This is a genomic window from Arthrobacter sp. NPDC093139, from assembly GCF_044754165.1.
In the GTDB taxonomy this organism is placed as follows: domain Bacteria; phylum Actinomycetota; class Actinomycetes; order Actinomycetales; family Micrococcaceae; genus Arthrobacter.
Window position 1 is genome coordinate 488,244 of the sequence record NZ_JBIVOO010000002.1, and the last position, 22,405, is coordinate 510,648.

A 22,405-nucleotide genomic window follows, 5' to 3' on the forward strand; every position below is an offset into this window, starting at 1 on the left:
GACCCGAACGAAAGGAACACCATGAACGAATCGACTTTCCGGCCCGGCCGGGTGCTGGTCACCGGCGGAGCCTCCGGTCTGGGGGCCGCCGTCGTGGATGCGGTCCTGAAGGCAGGCGGTACCCCTGTAGTGCTGGACCGGGACATCCGGAACGTCGCCGCTGCGAAGGCCTTCGAGGTCGATGTCTCGGACCGCGCTGCGGTCAGCGAGGCCGTCCGGCAGTCCGCCGAGACGCTGGGCGGCCTGGATGCCGTGGTCACCGCTGCCGGAATAGACCGCTGCGGGAAGCTCGAGGATGTGGCCGCGGACGAATGGGAACGCGTCATCGGGGTCAACCTCATGGGGACGGTGTCGGTGGTCCGCGCGGCGCTGCCCTACCTGAAGGAATCCCGCGGCAGGGTGGTGACCATCGCATCAACGCTGGGCAAGCGGGCACTTCCTGAGGCGACGGCCTATTGCGCCTCGAAGTTTGGGGTGGTGGGCTTCAGCCATTCCCTGGCAGCCGAGACGGGAGGCGAGATTGGCGTGACCACGATGATTCCCGGCGGCATGAAGACCCGGTTCTTCGATGACCGGGCCGAGCAGTACAAACCGCAGGATGACTCCCGTCTCAACGACCCCGCAAACGTTGCCCAGGCCATCCTGTTTGTGCTGTCCCAGCCCACGGGCTGCGAAATCAGGGAAATGCTCATCTGCCACGAGGAGGAAGGTTCATGGCCGTGAGCTGGCGGACGTCCTCGTAGACCGCCTCGGGGCCGACCGCCTCCACCGTGGACTCATCGTGCTGGCACCGCGGGGCGGTCCAACCCACCTGCGTGAGATCGACCCCGCAGACCGGGCACTGCGTGGCCCAGCCGAGGTGGATCCGGTGCAGGCTGCGTCCCAGCGGTCCGGCGTTGATGGCGTTACCGGTCCAGAACACGCCCACCGTCGGTGTGCCCAGTGCTTGGGCCAGGTGCCGCGGACCGCTGTCGTTCGCCACCACAACGCTGCAGCCGGCAAGAAGTGCCGCGAGCTCGCCCAGACTGAGCTTGCCGGCCAGCGACTCCACCTGCGGTGCGGTGCCGTGCCCGCTGTTGCCGGCTGCCTGACCGGCTGACTGGAGGCGGGCGACGGCGAGCTCCACCACCGCTTCGGCCAGTTCCTTTTCGCTGTGGTCACCGATCACAAGAACCCGGAAGCCGTCGTCGACCGCACTTCGCGCGACCGCCGCGAATCGTTCTGCCGGCCAGCGCCGTCGTGGATCGGTGGCGCCGGGATGGATCACCACGATGCCCTGGTCCCCGGGAACCTGGGACGGGGCCCCCGGAACTTGGGATGGCCTGTGCAGCCTCGGTGCGAGCTGCTGGCTGAACTCCGGCAGGGCGCGGAGCCGGGCCTCCAGCTCAAGGGGCGGCGCCCCGGCGAACCCCGCCACCTCAAGAGCCCGCAGAGGTTCGTGCTGGTAGTACAGGTAGGGTACGGTCCGCTCCAGCCGCGCGGCGTCTGGAGTTCTGGTTCCGACGGTATGGCGCGCCCCGAGCCGGAGCAGGAACGGGTTGGAGTAGCGTCCGCCGCCGTGCAGCTGGACGGCGAGGTCGAAATGCCTGGCCTGCATGGCGGCGAAGAATTCCGCCAGCTCCCGCTCGTCCTCGGCGCCCGGCCGGACTCCCTCCGAGAACGGCAGAATCACGGTCTCGTCCACCGGCCCTTCGGTCTCCGACAGCAGCTCCGCATGGATGGGCGTGCCCAACAGCGTGAGCGAGGCTTGGGGATAGGCGGCCTTGAGCGCAGCGACGGCGGGCAGCGCGAACATCAGGTCGCCCAGGCCGCCGCCGCGCAGTACGGCAATCCGCGAGATCCCGGTGAATTTCTCCAATACCGGGCCCACGCCGTACCCAGTTGTGCGTGCTCCGCCGAAATCGGCGTTGAAGTGCTCCATGGCGTCAGCCCTTTCGCTGCGGAACGAATCAGGTCGGAGTGACCGGCTTCTGTGCAGCCCACCATAAGGCCCCACGCTCATGGGCCGCCAGCACCGAAACTGGTGAAGACGGGGGCGTGTAAAGCACGGACTGCGGGGTACGGTCAGGTCAGAGACGGCACGAACCCGGAGCCGCACGAACCCCGAGCCGCAGGGACCAGCAGCCTGCACAGCGAGGAGCCCCATGCATACCACCACCCAGGATTTCCAGACAACCACACAAGACGAGCTGACCATCCGGAACCCCCGCACGGGCGAGCTCGTGGGACGGTTTGCTTCCGCCCGGCCGGAGGAGGTGGCACAGGCTATGGAGGCGGCCCGCGCTGCCCAGCCCGCCTGGTCCGCCACGCCGCCGGCGGAACGTGGCAAGCTCCTGCACGCCGCCGCTGCCGCCCTGGACGGCGCTGCCGCGGAGCTGGCGGAGATCAACGCGCGGGAGACGGGCCGCCCCGCGGAGGAGGCCCGGGCCGGGGTGGCTGCCGGGGTTGCCACGCTGGAACAGTATGCCGAGCTTGGACCGGTGCACCGCGGCCGCAGCCTTCGCGGCAACACGCTGGCCGCCGATTACACGGTAGCGGAGCCGCGGGGCGTTGCCGTGCTGCTGACGCCGTGGAACGACCCCGTCGCAGTAGCCTGCGGACTGATCGGCGCTGCGCTTGTCACGGGCAACACCGCCGTGCACAAGCCGAGCGAGCGCTGCCCCGGCGTCGGCGAGCGGCTCGGCGAGGTGCTCGCTTCCGCCTTCCCGGCGGATGTTCTGCAGACCCTGACGGGCGGGGCCGACGTCGGCTCGCTCCTCACGCAGCAGATGAACGTGGATGTTTTTGCGCACGTCGGGTCCAGCGACAGCGGCGCGCGCATTGCGCGGGCCGCCGTCCTGACAGGGGCGCACGTGATTCGGGAAAACGGCGGCAACGATCCGTTGCTGGTCGATGAGGATGTAAACCCCACATGGGCCGCAGAACAGGCAGCCATCGGCGCGTTCAGCAACAGCGGCCAGATCTGCACCTCGGTGGAGCGCATCTATGTCCACCGGGCGGTCGCGGAGCAGTTCTGCGATGCGCTCGCGGCGCAAGCCCGGACGCGCAACCGGGACGGGATTGCACCTCTCGTGGATACGCGTCTGCGGGAGACCGTCGACCGGCATGTCTCGGAGGCGCTGCGGCTCGGTGCACGCGCGCTGGAGGGAGGGACAGTTCCCGACGGTCCCGGAGCTTTCTATCCGGCCACGGTGCTGCTCGACTGCACGGACAGCATGGAGGTTATGACCGAGGAGACCTTCGGCCCAGTCGCTCCAGTGCGCATCGTGGCGAGCTTCGAGGAAGGACTGCAGCTCGCCGCCTCGGGCCGGTACGGGCTGGCAGCGACGGTCCTCACGGGCAGCATCGCCCATGCCCAGCAGGCCATCGCGACCCTTCCCGTGGGAACCGTCAAGGTCAACAACGTGTTCGGCGGCGCTCCCGGCGGTTCCGCCCAGCCACGCGGTGAAAGCGGGCAGGGCTTTGGCTATGGCCCGGAGCTCCTGGACGAATTCACCCGGGTCAAGGTGGTGCACATGGCGGCGGCCCCTGGCGGGACCGGCGCACCAGCGGAAGGCGCGGCAGAATGATGGCCAGCGGAAACCTGCCTGGCGGGGACGGGCTGCCGCTCTCGGAGCAGCGCGGCCTGGCAGCCTGGCTGCCGCGGCGGCTTGCCGAGGAGCACCCTGCCGTCCTGGTGGTCGGTGACCTGATTCTCGACGGCTGGTGGAGTGGGCCCAGCGACAGGATGTGCCGTGAAGCTCCGGCTCCCGTGGTGGATATCAACCGCCGCGAATTCTCTCCGGGTGGCGCGGCGAACACCGCCATGAACCTGGCCTCCCTGGGTGCCCGGGTGAGCATCGGCGGACTCATCGGAACGGACGACGCCGGCATGGAGCTCAAGCGCCAGCTGCAGGCTGCCGGCGTCGACACCACCTTCCTGATGGAAGACCCGGACCTGGTGACCACCACGAAAATCCGGATCAGCAGCGGTGGACAGGTCCTGCTCCGCCTGGACGAAGCCGCCGCAAAAATTCCGGAAGACGCCCTGGCGGCGCTCGCCGCTTTGGTGCCGGCCGCCGTCGAACGCCCGGACGCCGTGGTCGTCTGTGATTACGGGACGGGAGTGCTGGCCGGGCCTGTCCGCGAGAGGCTCATCGGTGCCCTCGCAGGGCGCGGACCGAACCAGCTGGTGGTAGTGGACGCCCACGATCCCCGTCCGTGGGCGGGGACAAAACCGGACCTCGCCACTCCGAACGCGCAGGAGGCTGCCAGGCTGCTGGACCTCCGTCTGGCCGGCGGTTCCGAGCGCGCCGCCGTGGTGACCGGGCACGGGCAGCAGCTGTTGCACGCCACGGGTGCCCGGGCGGTGGTGGTCACGCTGGACCGCGACGGCACCGTGCTGGTGATGGCGGATGGCAATTCCCACCGGACCTGGGCACGGCCAACCACCGAGAAGCAGGCCTCCGGCGCGGGTGACACATTCGTGGCTGCCCTGACCCTGGCCCGCGCCGCCTCCCTCCCGCTTACCGCCAGCCTCGATTTGGCGCAAGCGGCGGCGGACGTCGTGGTCCACCATCCGGGGACATCCGTGTGCGGCACGGACGAGCTGGGGCGTTACCTGGAAAGCTTCGCGGACACGGCGCTGACGGCGGACGAGCTGGAACGGCATATCCGTGCCCACCGCAGCGACGGCCAGCGGGTTGTCCTGACCAACGGCTGCTTCGATGTGCTGCACCGCGGGCACACCCGCTACCTGAACCAGGCCAAGCAACTGGGCGACATCCTGGTGGTGGCGCTCAACAGTGACGAATCGGTGCGCAGGCTCAAGGGGCCGGACCGCCCCATCAACAGCGTGGCGGACCGTGCTGCCGTCATCGCCGCACTGAGCTGCGTGGACTACGTGACCGTCTTCGATACTCCCACCCCCATTCCCCTGATCGAACAGCTCCGCCCGGAAATCTACGCCAAGGGCGGCGACTACACGCCGGAGATGCTGGCCGAAACAGGGGCTGTAGAGGCCTATGGCGGGCGGGTTTGCATCCTGGACTACGTGGCCGAGCGCTCCACCACCGCGATGGTGCAGCGCATCCGCAACGGCGAAGGCGCGGCGGTTTCGGAGGCGTAGCGTTTTACAGACTCAACTAGGGTTGAAGCATGACGGAAGCGGCGGAAAACTGATGGCACGGCGTGGCAAGGCCGGTGGCCGGACAGCGGATGCCGGTTCCCGCGGAGTCGTGGAGGCACCCAGGCGCCCCCGCCCGGATGGACCCATTGAGGGCGTCTACTACATCGACACCGGGGACTGCGAGCTGATCGCGGACCAGGACAATTCCAACGGCTGGCTGCTGCGCATCAACGGTGTCATGAGTTCGCACATCGACCTCGCCGATCCCCTCTTCCTTGACTTCGAGTACATGCGCTGGATGGCCGCCCTCATCGAGTCCCGCTGGCCCCCTGAATCCCGGCCCAGGCTGCGTGGCCTCCACCTGGGCGGCGGCGCCTGCTCCCTTGCCCGCTACTTTCACGCTGCTTACCCGGAGGCGCGGCAGGTAGTGGTCGAACTGGACGGGAAACTCGCTGAATACGTCCGCGGCTGGTTTGACCTCCCCAAGGCACCCCTGCTGCGCCTTCGTGTAGGGGAAGCCCGGGCGGTGACCGAAACGCTGACGCCGGACACCCGGGACTTCATCATCAGGGACGTCTTCGCAGGAGCATTCACGCCGCGGCCGCTGACAACCGCGGAGTTCACTGCCCACGTGAAACGGGTGTTGGCGCCGGGCGGCGTGTATGTCGTTAATTCGGGGGACGGGCCCGACCTCAAGAGTGCGCGGGAGGACGCCGCCGCCATCGCCGCCGCCTTTGAGCACACGGTGATCGTCGCTGACCCCGCCATGCTCAAGGGACGCCGCTACGGCAACATGGTGATGGCTGGCAGCGACCTGCCGTTCGACGACGATCCGCGCCTGGCGCGCCGGCTCCTCGGAGGCGCCGTCCCCGCCCACATCTGGGACGACACCAAGGTCCGTGCCTTCGCCGCAGGGGCCACGGTCCGCCACGACCCTCCAGCGCCATCGGCTGCCGAGTAAGCGCCCTTTCAGCCCGCAAAACGGAAGTTACTCAGCAGCGGACGGGCTTCCGCCGCGCCCCAGCAGCGACTCCCGGTTTGCCCGCACCTCTTCACGCACGGCCTGGACCACGGCGGCGACGGCGGGCCGCCGCATGGAGTCCGGCCGCAGCACCATCCAGTAGGGGAGCCGCTCCTCCACGTGCCCGGGGAGGAGGCGCACAAGGTCATCGTGCCGGTCAGCCATAAAGCACGGCAGGAACCCGATGCCGGCTCCCGCCCGCGTTGCCTCCACATGGACGAACACGTTGGTGGAAGTCACCCCGTCCCGCATCGCCGGCACCAGGCGCCGCGGGGCATCGAGGTCGTCCACCTGCAGCATGGAGTCCACGAAGTACACGAGAGGGTGCGCCGTGAGGGCCTCCACCGAGTCCGGCGATCCGTTCTCCGCCAGGTAGGAGCGGGACGCGTACATGCCCAGCATGTACTCGCCGAGGCGGAAAGCCTCGGCCCGGTGCACCTGCGGCTCACCCACCACCACCTCGATGTCGAGCCCGGAGCGCTGCTGCAGCGCCCGCCTCGTGACGGTAACGATTTCCACGCTGAGGCCAGGATGGTCCCGCCGCAGCTTTGCCACTGCCGGCGCGGCGAGGTAGGCGCTGAAGCCGTCCGTCGCGGTCATGCGTACGACGCCGGTCACGGGGTCGGGCGGCCTGCCCGACGGTCCCAGCGCGCGCACCGCGGCTTCGACCTGTTCGGCAACCATGACCGCCTGCGCTCCGAGTTCGGTCAGCTCCCAGCCGCCCGCTGCCCGGGACAGCACACGTCCTCCGAGGGCCTTCTCCAGGGCCGCGATCCTGCGTGACACGGTGGTGTGGTTCAGCCCCAGAACCTGGGCCGCCGTCGTAAATTTCGCCGAGCGGGACACCGCGAGCAGCACAAGCAGGTCATCGGGGTTGGCTTCCATATCTGCAATTTTGCACGAATTACGTGCTGGATTAGCTATTGAGCCGGGAACTCTCTGCAGCAATACTCAGGTGAACCGAAAGTGCCGTGAGGCGGCACGTGTCAGCGCGGACACTTTGAGGAGCAGAACATGAGCGGAAAGACCCTGAACGGCCGAAAAGCCGTGGTGACCGGCGGCGCCAGCGGGATCGGCGCGGCCTGTGCCCGGGAGCTCGCCGCCCGTGGCGCCAAGATAGTGGTGGCGGACGTGGATGAGGCGGGCGCTGCCGCCCTCGCCGACGAGCTGGGCGGCACGGCCTGGGCCGTGGACCTTCTGGACGTGGATGCCCTGGCGGCCCTGAGCCTGGACTGCGACATCCTGGTCAACAACGCCGGCATCCAGCACATCAGCCCCATCGAGGACTTCGAGCCGGCGGCCTTCCGCCGAATCCTCACCCTCATGCTTGAGGCGCCCTTTCTGCTGGTGCGGGCGGCCCTTCCGCACATGTACGCCAACGGTTTCGGCCGCGTCATCAACCTGTCGTCGGTGCACGGGCTCCGGGCCTCGCCGTTCAAGAGCGCCTACGTCTCCGCGAAGCACGGCCTGGAAGGGCTGAGCAAAGTGACCGCGCTGGAGGGCGGGGAGCACGGCGTCACGTCCAACTGCATCAATCCCGGGTACGTCCGCACGCCGCTCGTGGAGAAGCAGCTTGCCGACCAGGCCCGCGTCCACGGCATCCCCGAGTCGGAAGTCCTCGCCAAGGTCATGCTGACGGAGTCCGCCATAAAAAGGCTCGTGGAGCCTGAGGAAGTCGCCTTCCTTGTGGCGTGGCTGGCCTCGGACGACGCCGGGATGGTCACGGGCGCGAGCTACACGATGGACGGCGGCTGGTCGGCCCGGTAGCCCCGGTAGCCCCGGTAGCCCCGGTAGCCCCGGTAGCCCTGGGCCCCGGTAGCCTTGGGCCAAATCTGCGGGGAGCGTCGGAATGCTACTCGGCTGGGGTTGCAGCCTGCCTTATGTACTCTTCCACGGCCGACTCCGGAATGCGGTACGACTTCCCGAAACGGACGGAGGCCAGGGCATGGGACTTGACCAGCCGGTAGACGGTCATCTTGGACACCCGCAGGGCCGCCGCTACTTCTGCGATAGTCAGGTAGGCGGTAGGCAAATTTGCAATGGACATGGATTCGCGCTCCTTGGTGGGGACGGGATGCTGGCCACCGGCTAGTCCGGCCGCCTCAGCTGCCGGTGGTCATAGAAATAGAGGCGGCCGCCCGACCTGATGCCAACCGACGCTCCGTTGCGGACCTCAACGATGCCTTCCCTTCGGCCATTGAAGGGATCATCGCCCACCACGGCGTCGCCGATCTTGTAGGGGATGGCCGCCGTGCGTGCGCGGCTTAGTGTCTTAGTCAGGAACCCGGACAGCCGTCCGGCTCGGATGGGGGCATCGGCGGTGAACTGGATCATCGTGACCACTCCTTCGCAGTGTGACCTGGCGTCGATTCACTGGCGGTGCCGGGATCCGGTTGCTATTGTCGGAGGGGTCTCCGATCCGGGAGTGCACCGTGCGGACAACAGTAGACAGTCACACCAAGAGCCACACGAGTAGCAACTACCTCACTTCTCCCCCGGGCGCCTCTCGGAACAAGAGGCTACTACCTGTTTTTGGAAACCGCCGTGCTGGAATGCCGCCGAACAGCGGGCCTCAGCGGTACCCTTGGGGGTCTGCCGGCAGGCCGGCGTCCTGCACCTCCATAAGGTAGCGCCAGCAGTCCGGCTGTGACCCGTCGACGTCGGTGAAACCGTACTCCCGGGCCAGGCCGCCGGAGGAGAAAGAGCCCCCTGTTCGGCTGATGAGGTCCGGGTCGGCGGCGAGCGCGGCAACGGCGCGGCCGACGAACCGCGGGCTCTCCGAGATCGCGGCGAAGTGGGCGTTCACGGCCGCAGCGTCCCGCCAGTTCGCCTCGGTCACGCGGTAGTGCTCCAGCATCATTTCCGAACGCATCCACCCGGGAGTCAGTGCCACCGCCGTGCACTGGAACGGCTGCAGCTCCTCCGCCTGGCTGAAGGCGAGACGAAGCACCGCCCACTTGGCGAGGTCGTAGAACGCCGAAAGCCGGTAGTGGGTTGTGTTGTAGTCCCGCGTCCCGTCGGTCATCTCAACGACGAGCCCGCCCGGACGCCGGATCAGCAGGGGCAAGGCGAAATGGCTCGTGACCAGGTGGGTGTCCACGGCGCCGTGCAGCATTTTCAGCCCGGCGTCGAGGCTGTGCTCCCACAGGGGAGTGTCCCACTCAACGAGGTTTTCACCGCCCCAGACGTCGTTGACGAGGATGTCCAGGCGCCCCTGCTCGTCATCAATGCGGCGCACCAGCGCTTCAACGCGGGCTGCCTGCAGGTGGTCGATCTCGACGGCGATCCCGGTGCCGCCTGCGGCAGTCACCAGTTCCGCCGTCTCCTCGATGGTTTCCCGCCGGCCGTACTCCGACGTGCCGTGCCGCGTCGTGCGCCCGGTGCAGTAAACGGTGGCCCCGGCCTCGCCGAGTGCCACTGCCGTTCCACGCCCCGCACCCCGCGTCGCACCCGCGACGAGGGCCACTTTCCCGTCCAGCGGCAAGTCCATGCCTAACGCTAACCCACTGGGCTTTGGCTGTGGAAGCCGCAGGGCATATCTGGGATTCCAGACATGAGGTCCAGGTGCGCGTATCCTGCAGGCGTCGGGGAGGTGCACAGTTAACTCACGGCTAAGTACGGTATCCCGGACACCAGCGTTTCCTGGCCGGGGCGACGGAGGAACAGATGGCAGACAGCGCGCTCCCGCGGCGGAAAACAGCGGTCCCCACAGGTGCCGCGAAGGTGACGTCGAAAGTTCCGGCGGCGGAAAACACCCTCCGCATCCTCAAACTGCTGGCTTCCAAGCGGGGGCCGATGGCGGCGTCGAACATTGCCACGGCGCTGGGGCTGCCGCGCTCCAGCGTGTACCACCTCCTGGGCGTGATGGAGGCGAACGGTTTCGTCCTGCATCTGCACGAGGAGCAGCGCTACGGCCTGGGAATCAGTGCCTTCGAGCTCAGCTCGGCCTATTCGCGGCAGGAACCCTTGTCGCGCCTCGGACGGCCCGTACTGGCGTCGCTCGTGGATGCAATCGGCGAAAGCGCGCACCTTGCTGTCCTGCACGGGCGCGACGTGCTCTACATCGTCGAGGAGCGGGCAAAGAACCGGCCGTCCCTGGTCACCGACGTCGGCGTCCGGCTTCCGAGCCACCTCACCGCCAGCGGGCGCGCCATCCTTGCCGCGCTGCCCAAGTCCCAGGTCCGCGCGCTGTACCCCAACGCCGCTGCGTTCAGCGCCCGGCACGAGGTGGAGGGGGCGATCATGAAGTACTCCGCGCTTTCCTCGCACCTGGACCAGGTCCGGCAGCGTGGCTACGCCACCGAACACGGAGAGGTGACGCCCGGCTTCGGCTCTATCGCCGCCGCCGTCACCGATCACCTTGGCTGGCCGACGGCGGCAGTCGCCGTCACGTTCCTCGAGGACAAACTGCCGGCGGACGAGTGGCCCGCGCTGGCCGCCCGGGTGCAGAAGGTGGCGAACGAGCTGTCGGTCCGCATCCACGGCCGTCCGGCGCAGTAGTCCTGCACCGGAGCGGCCGCGCCGATGGCCGAGGATGGCGGCGCTTACGGCCGGCCGTATGCCGCGTCTGCCGGAGCGGTCTGTGCCCCGGGAACCTGTGCCCCGGGAACCTGTGCCCCGGGAAGCGGCGCGGTCTCATCCGCCAGTTCCGCCCGGGCGCGGCCATGGCCGCGGACCCACAGCCGGTAGGCCAGTACCAGCACGCCCAGCCACACTGCGCCCACATAGAGGGCAACCCTGGAATCTTCAAACGCGCCCAGGATCACGATCACCATGGCCATGAAGGCGATGGTCAGGATGGAGGCCGCCGGCCACCATAGCGAGGGGAACTCCGACGCCGGCAGGCCCTTGCGGGCGATCTCCCGTTTCATTGCCACATGGGAGGCCAGGATCATCACCCACACCCAGACGGTGGCGAAGGTGGCGATCGAGGCGATCAGCAGGAACACGTCCTTGGGCATGACGGCGTTGAGGACCACGCCCACCAACAGGACAGCCGCCATCATAACCACTGTCATCCACGGAACCCCGTGCCGGGACACCTTGCCGAAGCTGGCCGGCGCATGGCCCTGCCGGGACAGGCCGAACAGGATGCGGCCTGCACCGAAGATGTCGCTGTTGATGGCGGACAGGGCGGCCGTTATGACCACTGCGTTGAGGATGTGCGGGGCGGCGGGGATGCCCAGGCCGCTGAAGATCTGGACGAACGGACTGCCGTTGGTGCCCACCTCATTCCAGGGGAAGAGGCTCATCAGGACGCCGAGGGTCAGCACGTAGAACAGCAGCACGCGGACCGGCACGGTGTTCACTGCCTTGGGAATGACCTGTTTGGGGTCGGCCGCTTCGCCGGCCGTTACGCCGATGGTTTCGATCCCGCCGAACGCGAACATCACGACGGCGAATGAGGCCAGCAGTCCTTCGAAGCCGTTGGGGAACATGCCCCCGTGCTCGACGAGATTGCCGATGCCCGGAGCGACCGTTGCTCCGCCTGCCTGGAACCCGAAGACGATGATCGCGGCACCGCCGGCGATCATGGCAACGATGGCCACCACTTTGATCAGGGAGAACCAGAACTCCAGTTCGCCAAAGACCTTTACGCTGAGCAGGTTGAGGGCGGCCAGGAAGAAGATGATGGCCAAGACCCAGATCCACCGGTCCACCTGCGGGAACCAGAACCCCATGTAGATGCTGAACGCCGTGACGTCCGCAATGGCCACGATCGCCATCTCGAACACGTAGGTCCAGCCGGTCACGAACCCGGCGAGGGGGCCGAGGTAGCGGCTGGCGTACTGGCCGAAGGAGCCGGACACAGGGTGTCGCACGGCCATCTCACCCAGGGCGCGCATCACCATGAACACGGCCGCGCCGCCGATCATGTAGGCGAGGAGGACTGCCGGGCCGGCCTTCTGGATGGCTGAGGCGGAGCCGTAAAACAGGCCGGTGCCGATCGCCGATCCCAAGGCCATAAAGCGGATATGGCGGACATTGAGCCCACGGTTCAGGACGGTGCCGACGGTCTTTTCCACCGCGGCGCCCACGTTGCCGCCGGCATTTCCGCTGTTTTCGGGCGCGGCCGTTGAGGCTTCTGTTGGGGCTTGTTGCATGCCAATACCTTCTCGTCATTGGGAGGGGGATCGCTATCCAGCAGACCATTTCCGGGCCGCGGGTGATGTGACTCACGGAGCATTGGTGTCTTTGATTCCAGACTGTCAAGGCTGCTCCCCGGCGGGCGCGAACGGACATTGTGTGGCGCGGACGCAGTGGGGCGGGCGCGGACGGACACTTGTGGGGCCAGCGCAGTCACCCGTGCTTGCCCCATCAAAATGTCAGTGCCCACTGAGATGCTTTGGGCATGGAAAGCAGAGCCGCAGTAGAGACGTTGAAGGCCGTGGAGGCCTCCGTCGCGGCGCTGGCTGTTGTGGTCCGCCGTGGGGCGGCCGCCATGGGTTCGGCCGCTGCGGACCCGCTTCGTGACCATGCGGATGCATGCCTGGACAGCCTGGCTGAAGTGGCCAAGGTGGAAGCAAGAATGGCCGCCCTGAAAGTGCACCTGGCCGCCGGATATGCCGGTGCTGCCATGGCCATGGCTGCACCGGGCATGTCCCCGCAGGAACAGGCCGCCCAGGACATGGCTATTACCGCGGAGGTCGCGTGCGTCCTGACGGTCAGCGAACGCGCGGCCGGAGCCTTCCTCTCCGAAGCCCGCACGCTCACCACGGCCCTGCCGCTGACGTTGTCCGCCCTGCAGGCAGCGAGTATTTCGTGGCAGCACGCCCGGGTCATGATCGACGAAACCGCCAACCTCGACAGGGGAGGAGCTGCGCGTATGGAGGCGCATTTCCTGGACCCGGACGCGCACAGCCCCGCGCGGGGCTGCCCGCCTGGGGAGCTTGTACCGGCCCGGTTCCGCACCAAGGCCCGGACCTGGCGGGAACGGCACCACCCGGTCAGCATCGAAAAGCGCCATTCCCGCAGCGTCGCCGACCGGCGGGTGGAGTACACACCGGACCGCGACGGCATGGCCTGGCTTTCTGCCTACCTGCCTGCCGGCCAGGCTGCCGGTATCTGGGACCGCACCACCACCGCCGCAAGAGCCTTGCAGGGATCGGAGGAGGCGAGGACCCTTTCGCAGCTTCGTGCGGATGTCGCCGCCACCTGGCTCCTCACTGCCAGCCGCGGACGAACAATGTCCGGTACTGCGGAAGGCATGGAGGATGGCATCCTCGAGGACGCCATCCTCGAAGACGCCGTGCGGGCAAGCCATCCGCCATTCGGTAAAGTTCCGTCTCCGACAGCCCAGGTCCTCATAACCGTTCCGGTGCTCTCGCTGCTGGGTCTGACTGACGAGCCGGCCATGTTGGACGGGTACGGGCCGGTTCCGCCGTCCATGGGTCGCGCCCTTGTGGCGGACGGGGCGTCCTCCTTCCTGAGGGTGTTGACTGACCCGCGTGATGGTGCGCCTTTGGAGATCGGACGGACCAGTTACCGCGTCCCCAAAGCGCTGCGCCAATGGCTAAGGCTGAGGGACGGCAAATGCCCGTTCCCCGGCTGTAACAACCATTCCCTGGCATTCCCTGGACAACGACGCAGACCATCTCCTTGCCTGGGCCAGCGGCGCATCCACCGGGATCAGCAACCTGGGTCAGCCCTGCCCCAAACACCATCGCCTCAAACACAGCACCGGATGGACGCCCACCGGTGCCAGCGCCAACGACCCGCCGGGCTGGACTTCACCCACTGGCCGCAACTACGCCAGTGAAAAACCCGACTGGGAACCACCACGATTGCCGAGCGAGATCCTTGCCATGGTCAACAACATTGGCGCCGGAATGCTTGGAACGCCCGGGCAGCCTGACAACAACCGTGGCCGCGCCGTGCCCGGAACTCCTGGCACGGACAGTGACCGCGATCGGGTGATACCCGAAGACCTGCTGCCCGAGGTCGAACTGACGGATCATCCCCTGGCCGAGGACCCATTCCGCGACTGGGCGGACTTTCTGTCCTCCGAGGCAGCCCTCTAGGAAAACGCGGCCCTTGCTTCCGTGGCCTGCTCAGTGTGCGTCGCAACGCATGGCGGCATCCTGCGTTCCTTGCCGTCCCAATCGCCGCTGTTCCCCCTTTGATGGAGGGTGCGGATATGTCTGGAATACCGGACAGCACCCGTTCGAAAGCCCTGTCAGGCCCATCCCCGAGGGGCTTTAGTTGATACAGAAGCACTTCCCCGAACCACCCAGCAACACGAAGGAGCCCCTCATGGCACCCGCCGATTTCACCACCGGTGCCCGCCCGGTCAAAGCAGCCCGCGGCACCGAGCTCACCGCCAAGTCCTGGCAGACGGAAGCCCCGCTGCGCATGCTCATGAACAACCTGGACCCCGAGGTGGCCGAACGCCCGGACGATCTGGTGGTGTACGGCGGCACCGGCCGGGCGGTCAGAAGCTGGGCCGCGTTCGACGCCATCACCCAGACGCTCGAGACGATGGAAAAGGATGAGACCTTGCTGGTCCAGTCCGGCAAGCCTGTTGGTGTGTTCCGCACGAATGAGTGGGCGCCGCGCGTGCTGCTGGCCAACTCCAACCTTGTCGGGGACTGGGCCAACTGGCCCGAGTTCCGCCGGCTCGAGGCGGAGGGCCTGATGATGTATGGCCAGATGACCGCGGGCTCATGGATCTACATCGGCACCCAAGGCATTTTGCAGGGCACGTTCGAGACCTTCGCCGCCATCGCCCGCAAGCTCACCGGGGACGAGAACGGCACCCTCGCCGGCACGCTGACCCTGACCGGCGGCTGCGGCGGCATGGGCGGAGCCCAGCCGCTCGCCGTCACACTGAATGACGGCGCCTGCCTGATCGTCGACGTCGACGAGACGCGTCTGCGCCGCCGGGCCGGCAAGCGCTACCTGGACGAGGTGGAAACCGACCTCGACGCCGCCATCGCCAAAGTGCTCAAGGCCAAGGAGGAGCGCCGCGGCTGGTCCGTCGGTTATGTCGGCAACGCCGCCGAGGTCTTCCCCGAGATCCTGCGCCGCCACAGGGCCGGTGAGCTCACCGTGGATATCGTCACGGATCAGACCTCCGCCCACGATCCCCTGTCCTACCTGCCGGAGGGTATCTCAGTCCAGGAATGGCACCGCGAGGCCGAGGCTGACCCGGAAGGCTTCACCAAGAAGGCCCAGGCGTCCATGGCCAGGCACGTCCAGGCCATGGTCGAATTCCAGGACGCCGGGGCCGAGGTGTTCGACTACGGCAACTCCATCCGCGATGAAGCCCGGAAGGGCGGCTACGCCCGTGCCTTCGAATTCCCCGGCTTTGTCCCCGCCTACATCCGGCCGCTGTTCTGCGAGGGCCTGGGACCGTTCCGTTGGGTCGCGCTCTCCGGAGACCCGGAGGACATCGCCGTCACGGACGCCGCGATCAAGGAGCTCTTCCCGGAGAACAAGCACCTGCACCGCTGGATCGATGCCGCCGGTGAGCGCGTGGAGTTCGAAGGGCTGCCGGCGCGCATCTGCTGGCTGGGCTACGGCGAACGGGCCAAGGCCGGGCTGCTCTTCAACCAGCTCGTGAAGGAAGGCAAGGTCAAGGCGCCCATCGTGATCGGCCGCGACCACCTCGACTCCGGCTCCGTCGCCTCCCCGTACCGCGAGACCGAGGCCATGGCCGACGGCTCTGACGCCATCGCCGACTGGCCCCTGCTTAACGCCCTGCTCAATACGGCCTCCGGCGCCACCTGGGTCTCGATCCACCACGGCGGCGGAGTCGGCATCGGCCGCTCCATCCACGCCGGCCAGGTCTCTGTCGCTGACGGAACCGACCTCGCAGCCGAAAAGCTTGAGCGGCTCCTCACCAATGACCCCGGCATGGGCGTCATCCGCCACGCCGACGCCGGCTACGACCGCGCCCTCGACGTCGCCAAAGAACGCGGCGTCCGCATCCCCATGCAGGAGTCCGCAGACTCTGCAGAAGCAAAGAAGTAGGAACACCACCATGATCCCCACGAACTCCCTAACCTCGCAGGCTCGGCCAGGGAACCCTGTCCGCGTGGCCCCAGCCCACGAACCGCTCACCGTCACCCTCGGCTCCAGCGGCGTGACCCCCGAGGATGTCGTCGCCGTCGCGCGTTATGACGCCAAGGTGAGCATCTCCCAGGAAGCCCTCGACACAGTGGCCAAGGTCCGCGCGCACATCGATGACCTCGCCTCCAGCGATGTCCCCGCGTACGGAATCTCCACCGGTTTCGGCGCGCTCGCCAACCGGCATATCCCCAATGAGCTGCGCACCCAGCTGCAGAAATCGCTCATCCGCAGCCACGCTGCCGGCATGGGGCCCGCGGTGGAGCGCGAAGTGGTCCGCGGCATCATGTTCCTGCGCGCCAAGACCCTCGCCTCCGGCCGCACCGGCGTCCGGTCCGTCGTGCTGCAAACCATGGTTGATGTGCTGAACGCCGGCATCACGCCGGTGGTCCGGGAGTTCGGTTCGCTGGGCTGCTCCGGCGACCTCGCGCCCCTCTCGCACTGTGCCCTGGTGCTCATGGGCGAGGGCGAGGCCACGGGGCCTGACGGTGAACAGTATGGCGGCAAGGACGGACGACCAGTAGCAGAACTCCTCGCCCAGCACGGAATTGAGCCGGTGGTCCTCGCGGAGAAGGAGGGCCTGGCGCTGGTCAACGGCACCGAGGGCATGCTGGGCATGCTCCTGATGGCCATCGCGGACATCCGGCAACTGCTGACGACGGCGGATATCACCGCAGCGCTCAGCGTCGAGGCGCTGCTGGGCACCGACCAGGTGTTCCTGCCGGAACTCCACGCCGCCCTGCGGCCGCACCCCGGGCAGGCCGCCAGCGCCGACAACATGCTGCGGGTCCTGTCCAACTCACCGATCGTGGCCTCGCACCGAGTGGGGGACTCCAAGGTCCAGGACGCCTACTCGCTGCGCTGCGCTCCCCAAGTGGCCGGGGCGGTCCGGGACACCGTGGACCATGCTGACCTTGTTGCGTCACGCGAACTGGCTGCGGCAATCGACAACCCTGTGGTCCTCCCCGACGGTCGCGTCTCCTCCAACGGAAACTTCCACGGCGCCCCGGTGGCCTACGTGCTGGATTTCCTGGCTATCGCCGTCGCGGACCTCAGCTCGATCGCCGAGCGGCGGACCGACCGCATGCTGGATCCCGCCCGCTCCCATGGGCTGCCGGCGTTCCTCGCGGGCGATCCGGGAGTGGACTCGGGGCTGATGATCGCCCAGTACACGCAGGCGGGGCTCGTGTCCGACAACAAGCGGCTGGCGGTTCCTGCCTCGGTGGATTCCATTCCAAGCTCCGCCATGCAGGAGGACCACGTGTCGATGGGCTGGCACGCCGCACGCAAGCTGCGGAAGGCCGTGGAGAACCTGCGCCGCGTCCTGGCGGTGGAACTGGTGACGTCGGCACGCGCCATCGACATGCGCACGCAGCTTTCGGGCGGGGCCCTGACTCCGGGGCCCGCGGGTGCCGCGGTTATTGAAGTGCTGCGGAGCGTTGTCCATGGTCCCGGCACGGACCGGTTCCTGTCGCCGGAACTGGAAGCGGCGGACAGGCTCGTGGCGTCAGGCGAGGTGCGGGCGGCTGCCGAATCCGCCGTCGGCGTTCTGGCCTAAGGCTGAACAATATGCGGCGTCGGGAAACATTTTCCGGCGCCGCCGAAATACTGTGCAACGCTGCGGGTTCCCGCGGCCCGATTGTAGTAGAACTGAAGATGTAGTGAAAGTCACATCAACGATGCTGTGGCGCAAGAACATCCACAAAGGGGTAGAAGTTCAAATGAAAGCACGCGGGGCAGTCCTGTCCAGACGTATCGCACACGCTGCTACGGTTTCCGACTGGGGATCATTACAGGCGGGCGAGCGTGTCGAGATCCTCAAGCATGCGCATGTCATTGCGACAGGCGAGGTTGAGGAGATCTCACGGAGCGGCAACGTCCTCTGGCTTGTGGGCAGCGGTCATTCCGACTCGCAGCCCTTCATGAAGTCGGACGGCGTGCAGGTCCGGCGGGCCTAGTCCACCGGCACGTACACAGGGTTAGGCACACAAAAGCCCCCGACCCTGGCATCATCCAGCGCTGTTAGGCGACGGATGAGGTCAGAGGCGGGGGCTTTTTGCGTGTTAGGCTGCGATGTCCTCGTGCGTTTCGCCAAAGGGGACGGACTCGTCGAGGGCGACTGTGTAACGGCCGGGCTCGATCCGGGTGACGCGGATGCCGCAGGTACCCTCCTGGGCCGCTGTTTCGATCAGGGTTTCAACGGCGCTCTCCAGGCCATCGTGGACTTGGTCCGCGCTGGTGAAGGCCAGGTGGATGGACCGGGAATCCGACGAGCCAAACGCGGTTGAAGAAGCGGTTGGGCGCTCCATGGTTGCTGTGCTCATGTACCGAACTTTCTGTATTTCAATGCCGAGGCAGAGACCAGTCTACCCTCTACAGCGCCAAACGTAAGATGACTGGCATTTGACGCGTTTGTTGACAGAGCTTGTCAGGTGCCCTTGCTTCGTCGGAACAACGGACGCCGTGCCGGGTTCGCGGCTAGTGTTGGTCACACCCTGCCCGCGCCGGATTGGAGGCCGTCATGTTTGAAGCCGCAAGCATCATCTTCGCCGCGGCCGGTCTCGCCGTTTTTATCGCGGCCGTCCTGCCCAAGCTCCTCCGCAATGCGCCGTTCTCCATGCCCATGGTGTTTCTGGCCGCCGGCTTCGCCGTGTTCTGGCTGCTGGGCGATCTCCCGGACCCGGATCCGGTCCAGCACGCCGACTTTACGATGCACTTGACGGAAGTCTGCGTCATCATCTCGCTTATGGGCGCCGGCCTGGCACTGGACCGTCCCATTGGACGCCACCGCTGGGCCACCACGTGGCGGATGCTGGGGATTGCCATGCCGCTGTGCATGCTCCTCCTAACGCTGCTGGGCCTGTGGGTGCTGGGACTGGGCCTTGCTGCCGCCGTGCTGGTCGCGGCCGTCCTTGCGCCCACTGACCCTGTGCTGGCGTCCGAGGTCCAGGTTGGTGAGCCCGCCGACGAGGTCGAGCAGGCCGATAAGGAGGACGAGGTCAGGTTCGGGCTGACATCCGAGGCCGGGTTGAACGACGGTCTCGCCTTTCCCTTCGTGTATCTGGCCATTGCCATGAGCGTTGTGGGCACGTCGCCCTCCGACTGGTTCCCGGAATGGTTCGCCGTGGATGTCCTGTGGCGCACCGGGATGGGCGTACTGCTGGGATTCGGGACGGGCAAGCTGCTGGCCCGGCTCTTCTTCTCTGCACGGCACGACAGCATCCGGCTCTCCAACCACTCCGAGGGCTTCGTCGCCCTTGCCGCCACGTTCCTGGCCTACGGAGTGACCGAGATGATCGAGGGCTACGGCTTCATCGCCGTTTTCGTGTGCGCCGTGACCATCCGGGCGGCAGAGCATACCCACGGCTACCACAAGGTCCTGCACTCGTACGTGGAACAGCTCGAGCGGCTGATGACCGTGGTGATTCTGGTCCTTCTCGGCGGTGCCATCGCCAGGGGGCTGCTGGCCGGAGTCGGCTGGGTGGAGCTGGCCGTCGCACTGGCCTTCCTGGTTCTGGTCCGTCCGCTGTCCGGCTGGTTGGCCCTGGCCCGGGGCAAGACTGGTCCGAGGGAACGGATCGCTATTTCCTTCTTCGGCATCCGGGGCATCGGCTCGCTCTATTACCTGGCCTACGCGCTCGGCAAAGGCGAGTTCGGTGGCCAGACGGACTATCTGTGGGCCATCGTGGGGCTGGTGGTAGCAACGTCGGTGGTGCTGCATGGTGTCACCACCGCGCCGGTGATGCAGCGGCTTGACCGGCTCCGTGAACGCCGGGCGGCCGAAAGGTTCGGCGACGAGGGGAAGGCGCCGCACACTCCCGTTTGAGGCGCTCCTGTCGAAGGCACCCTGCCTGAGCCCGGGACATCCGCAGCGCACGCCTCTCCCCGGGAGTCCCGTATGCGGCTCGGGCGGCGGCATGCTGTGTGGCTTGCATACAGGGCAACGCGTATCCTGAACTCAATCGGATGCACGGTGAGCTGGAAGCGTGGCACTAATGAGGTTTTTGTCGCGGACTGGGTGGGCCTTGTCAAGGATGCTCGGGTTCCTGCTCGTCAGTGCAATTTGCGGTGTCCTGGTGGCGAGCTTCCTGGTGCCTGCCGCGGCCCTGGCCGGCACGACGGTCAGCAGGTCGATCGACTATTTCAACAGCCTTCCCACGGAACTGACGGTGCAGCCGCCGTCGCAAACCACCCGGATGGTGACGGCGGATGGGAAGCCGATCGCCACGTTCTATGCCGAAAACCGCGTTCGGATCCCGCTCAACAAGATGTCACCGTTCATCAAGAACGCCGTTGTGGCCATCGAGGACACACGCTTCTACGAGCACAGCGGCGTGGACGCCCAGGGCGTCCTCCGGGCGCTGACCAGCAACCTCACCCGCGGCGAACGGCAGGGCGCGTCCACGCTGACCCAGCAATACGTCACCAACATCGTCAACGAATCGATGATCTCCGCCGGGCGCGAGGACCAGGTGGTCCTCAGCGGGCAAAAGAACGTGGGGGACAAGCTGCGCGAGATGCGCCTGGCCATTGCACTGGAAAAGAAATACACCAAGGACCAGATCCTTGAGGGGTATCTCAATATCGTCTTCTTCAACCGCAGTGCCTACGGCATCGAGGCGGCCGCCCAGTACTACTTCAGCATTCCCGCCAGTAAGCTCAGCCTGCCTCAGTCCGCCCTGCTGGCCGGACTGGTCAACAGCCCCAGCTTCTACGATCCCGTGGCCAACCCGAAGAACGCCATCCAGCGGCGCAATCAGGTCCTGGACTCGATGCTGGCCGAAGGCATGATCGCCAAGAAGCAGCACGCCGCCGCCAAGGCCGCACCCGTCGGGCTCAAGCTCCGGCCGTCAAGGCAGGGCTGCGCAGCCGCGACAATGGCCCCGTATTTCTGCGATTACGTGAGCCACCTGATCCTTAACAACCCCGCGTACGGCTCCGACACCAAGGCCCGGGAGCAAAAACTGTACCGCGGCGGCCTGACCATCACCACCACACTCGACAGCCGGCTGCAGGCGGCTGCCCAGGCGCAGGTGGACGCCACGGCCAAGCCGAACCCGGGCAAATGGGGCGCCTCCCTGGTGTCGGTTCAGCCGGGAACCGGCAAGATCCTCTCCATGGCGCAGAACACCGTATTCCTCCCGCAGCCCGGGAAGTTCGATACGCAGCTCAACTTCAACGTCGACTCCAAGGACCCCAATGGCAACGACCTCAATGGCGCCGGCGGTTTCCAGCCCGGGTCGACCATGAAGCCGTTCACCTTTGCAGAGTGGCTGAACCAGGGCAGGAAAATAACGGAAAACGTGGATGCCTCCAAGCGTGAATATCCGCTCGGCTTCAAATGGCGGTCCTCCTGCGGCAAGGTGGCGGGCGCGTACAGCACGAAGCAGCGCAGGGCGGGCCTCGAGGCGGCCGATGATCTCCAGAACGCGGACGAAGGCTATTACCGGAAGATGCCGGTCAACTACGGGCTGTACAACTCCATCAACACGGCGACGTTCGCCTCCGCGGCGCAGCTGGATTTCTGCGGCATCCAGAAGATGGTCAACGCAGTGGGCCTCCACAGCGGGTTGGACGGCTCTCCCATTAACATGCACCAGCTGGGCAACGTGCTGGGCGGCACGGGCGTGGCACCCCTTCACATGGCCAACTCCTTCGCCACCTTTGCCGCCGACGGCCAGTACTGCGCCCCGATCGCCATCCTGCGGGTAGCGGACCGGGCCGGGAAGCCGCTTCATGCGCAAACCTCCAAGTGCCGGGACGCCATAGACCGGGACGTCGCACGGGGCGTGACGTCGGTGCTCCAGGACGTTCTCAAGGTGGGGTCGGGGATCCACATCAACCCCAAGATCTCCGGGCGGCTGCCGGTGGCGGCCAAGACGGGGACGAACAACAGCAACGGTGCCAGCTGGGTGGTTGGCTACACCTCGGGGATCGCCACGGCATCCTTCTTCGGCGACGCCTTGGAGGGCCAGAAACGTGCCGGCCGGAACCTCACGATCAACGGAAAGTTCTATTCGCGCATCGATGGCTACATGATCGCCGGGCCGCAATGGGCGAAGTACACGAACAAGGTGGCCGGACTGTATCCGGCGGAAGCGTTCGCAAAGCCGCCGGCCTCCATGGTCAAGAAGGCCTCCCCGAAGGCGCCGGCCACTTCCAAGCCCAAGTCCAAGGCCCGGGCCGGCTCCTCTGACTAGCTGCGGACT

Annotated in this window: 18 protein-coding genes and 1 pseudogene; 12 read left to right on the forward strand and 7 right to left on the reverse strand. The window is 66.9% G+C overall.

Annotation, left to right across the window (positions count from 1 at the left end; genetic code table 11):
* Positions 1–21 precede the first annotated feature (21 nt).
* The gene (locus ACIP90_RS05400) at positions 22–723 is read left to right on the forward strand and encodes an SDR family oxidoreductase (RefSeq protein WP_400577564.1); all 702 of its coding nucleotides are present in this window, start codon (positions 22–24) and stop codon (positions 721–723) included.
* Here the strand turns inward: ACIP90_RS05400 and ACIP90_RS05405 are convergent.
* Positions 689–1,921: a glycosyltransferase family 9 protein gene (locus ACIP90_RS05405; RefSeq protein WP_400577565.1), complete on the reverse strand. Its 1,233-nt coding sequence runs from the start codon at positions 1,919–1,921 to the stop codon at positions 689–691. The two genes, ACIP90_RS05400 and ACIP90_RS05405, sit on opposite strands and share 35 nt — an antisense overlap.
* 223 nt (positions 1,922–2,144) lie before the next feature.
* On the opposite strand from ACIP90_RS05405, the gene ACIP90_RS05410 reads away from it, so the two are divergent.
* From ACIP90_RS05410 to ACIP90_RS05420, 3 genes are read left to right on the forward strand one after another with little or no spacing between them, the layout of a single operon-like run.
* A complete protein-coding gene (locus tag ACIP90_RS05410; protein WP_400577566.1) occupies positions 2,145–3,569 on the forward strand; it encodes an aldehyde dehydrogenase family protein in 1,425 nt (474 codons plus the stop codon).
* The gene (gene rfaE2, locus ACIP90_RS05415) at positions 3,566–5,107 is read left to right on the forward strand and encodes a D-glycero-beta-D-manno-heptose 1-phosphate adenylyltransferase (RefSeq protein ID WP_400577567.1); all 1,542 of its coding nucleotides are present in this window, start codon (positions 3,566–3,568) and stop codon (positions 5,105–5,107) included. The genes ACIP90_RS05410 and rfaE2 overlap by 4 nt, the downstream gene beginning before the upstream one ends.
* A 52-nt stretch (positions 5,108–5,159) precedes the next feature.
* A complete protein-coding gene (locus ACIP90_RS05420; RefSeq protein WP_400577568.1) occupies positions 5,160–6,068 on the forward strand; it encodes a spermidine synthase in 909 nt (302 codons plus the stop codon).
* 27 nt (positions 6,069–6,095) lie between these two features.
* Here ACIP90_RS05420 and ACIP90_RS05425 read toward each other — a convergent pair whose 3' ends face one another.
* Positions 6,096–7,013 carry a LysR family transcriptional regulator gene (locus tag ACIP90_RS05425; RefSeq protein WP_400577569.1) on the reverse strand — a complete coding sequence of 306 codons (918 nt, stop codon included), beginning with the start codon at positions 7,011–7,013 and terminating at the stop codon, positions 6,096–6,098.
* A 129-nt stretch (positions 7,014–7,142) separates the two neighbouring features.
* Between ACIP90_RS05425 and ACIP90_RS05430 the strand changes: the two genes are divergently transcribed.
* Positions 7,143–7,895, forward strand: a complete 753-nt coding sequence (locus tag ACIP90_RS05430; protein ID WP_400577570.1) for a 3-hydroxybutyrate dehydrogenase — start codon at positions 7,143–7,145, stop codon at positions 7,893–7,895.
* 85 nt (positions 7,896–7,980) lie between these two features.
* Here the strand turns inward: ACIP90_RS05430 and ACIP90_RS05435 are convergent, their stop codons facing one another.
* The 3 genes from ACIP90_RS05435 to ACIP90_RS05445 form a co-directional block, all read right to left on the reverse strand.
* Positions 7,981–8,175: a helix-turn-helix domain-containing protein gene (locus ACIP90_RS05435; RefSeq protein ID WP_400577571.1), complete on the reverse strand. Its 195-nt coding sequence runs from the start codon at positions 8,173–8,175 to the stop codon at positions 7,981–7,983.
* A 41-nt stretch (positions 8,176–8,216) separates the two neighbouring features.
* On the reverse strand, positions 8,217–8,462 hold the full coding sequence (locus ACIP90_RS05440; protein ID WP_400577572.1) for a hypothetical protein: 246 nt from the start codon (positions 8,460–8,462) through the stop codon (positions 8,217–8,219).
* Between the two features lie 238 nt (positions 8,463–8,700).
* Positions 8,701–9,618, reverse strand: a complete 918-nt coding sequence (locus ACIP90_RS05445) for an SDR family oxidoreductase (protein ID WP_400577574.1) — start codon at positions 9,616–9,618, stop codon at positions 8,701–8,703.
* Positions 9,619–9,794: 176 nt separating this feature from the next.
* Here ACIP90_RS05445 and ACIP90_RS05450 point away from each other — a divergent pair, with 176 nt between their 5' ends.
* A complete protein-coding gene (locus tag ACIP90_RS05450) occupies positions 9,795–10,628 on the forward strand; it encodes an IclR family transcriptional regulator (protein ID WP_400577575.1) in 834 nt (277 codons plus the stop codon).
* A 44-nt stretch (positions 10,629–10,672) separates the two neighbouring features.
* On the opposite strand, the gene ACIP90_RS05455 is transcribed toward ACIP90_RS05450, so the two are convergent.
* Positions 10,673–12,232, reverse strand: a complete 1,560-nt coding sequence (locus tag ACIP90_RS05455) for an amino acid permease (RefSeq protein WP_400577577.1) — start codon at positions 12,230–12,232, stop codon at positions 10,673–10,675.
* A gap of 248 nt (positions 12,233–12,480) precedes the next feature.
* Between ACIP90_RS05455 and ACIP90_RS05460 the strand changes: the two are divergent.
* The 4 genes and pseudogenes from ACIP90_RS05460 (at position 12,481) to ACIP90_RS05475 (ending at position 18,154) form a co-directional block, all read left to right on the forward strand.
* A pseudogene (locus ACIP90_RS05460) lies at positions 12,481–14,149 on the forward strand (DUF222 domain-containing protein).
* Between the two features lie 232 nt (positions 14,150–14,381).
* A complete protein-coding gene (gene hutU, locus ACIP90_RS05465; protein WP_400577578.1) occupies positions 14,382–16,100 on the forward strand; it encodes a urocanate hydratase in 1,719 nt (572 codons plus the stop codon).
* Positions 16,101–16,110: 10 nt separating this feature from the next.
* Positions 16,111–17,754, forward strand: a complete 1,644-nt coding sequence (hutH, locus tag ACIP90_RS05470; protein WP_400577579.1) for a histidine ammonia-lyase — start codon at positions 16,111–16,113, stop codon at positions 17,752–17,754.
* Between the two features lie 163 nt (positions 17,755–17,917).
* The gene (locus ACIP90_RS05475; protein ID WP_400577580.1) at positions 17,918–18,154 is read left to right on the forward strand and encodes a hypothetical protein; all 237 of its coding nucleotides are present in this window, start codon (positions 17,918–17,920) and stop codon (positions 18,152–18,154) included.
* A 105-nt stretch (positions 18,155–18,259) separates the two neighbouring features.
* On the opposite strand, the gene ACIP90_RS05480 is transcribed toward ACIP90_RS05475, so the two are convergent.
* Positions 18,260–18,520 carry a hypothetical protein gene (locus tag ACIP90_RS05480; RefSeq protein ID WP_400577581.1) on the reverse strand — a complete coding sequence of 87 codons (261 nt, stop codon included), beginning with the start codon at positions 18,518–18,520 and terminating at the stop codon, positions 18,260–18,262.
* A 197-nt stretch (positions 18,521–18,717) separates the two neighbouring features.
* On the opposite strand from ACIP90_RS05480, the gene ACIP90_RS05485 reads away from it, so the two are divergent.
* On the forward strand, positions 18,718–20,022 hold the full coding sequence (locus ACIP90_RS05485; RefSeq protein ID WP_400577583.1) for a cation:proton antiporter: 1,305 nt from the start codon (positions 18,718–18,720) through the stop codon (positions 20,020–20,022).
* Positions 20,023–20,191: 169 nt separating this feature from the next.
* On the forward strand, positions 20,192–22,396 hold the full coding sequence (locus tag ACIP90_RS05490) for a transglycosylase domain-containing protein (protein ID WP_400577584.1): 2,205 nt from the start codon (positions 20,192–20,194) through the stop codon (positions 22,394–22,396).
* Positions 22,397–22,405 lie beyond the last annotated feature (9 nt).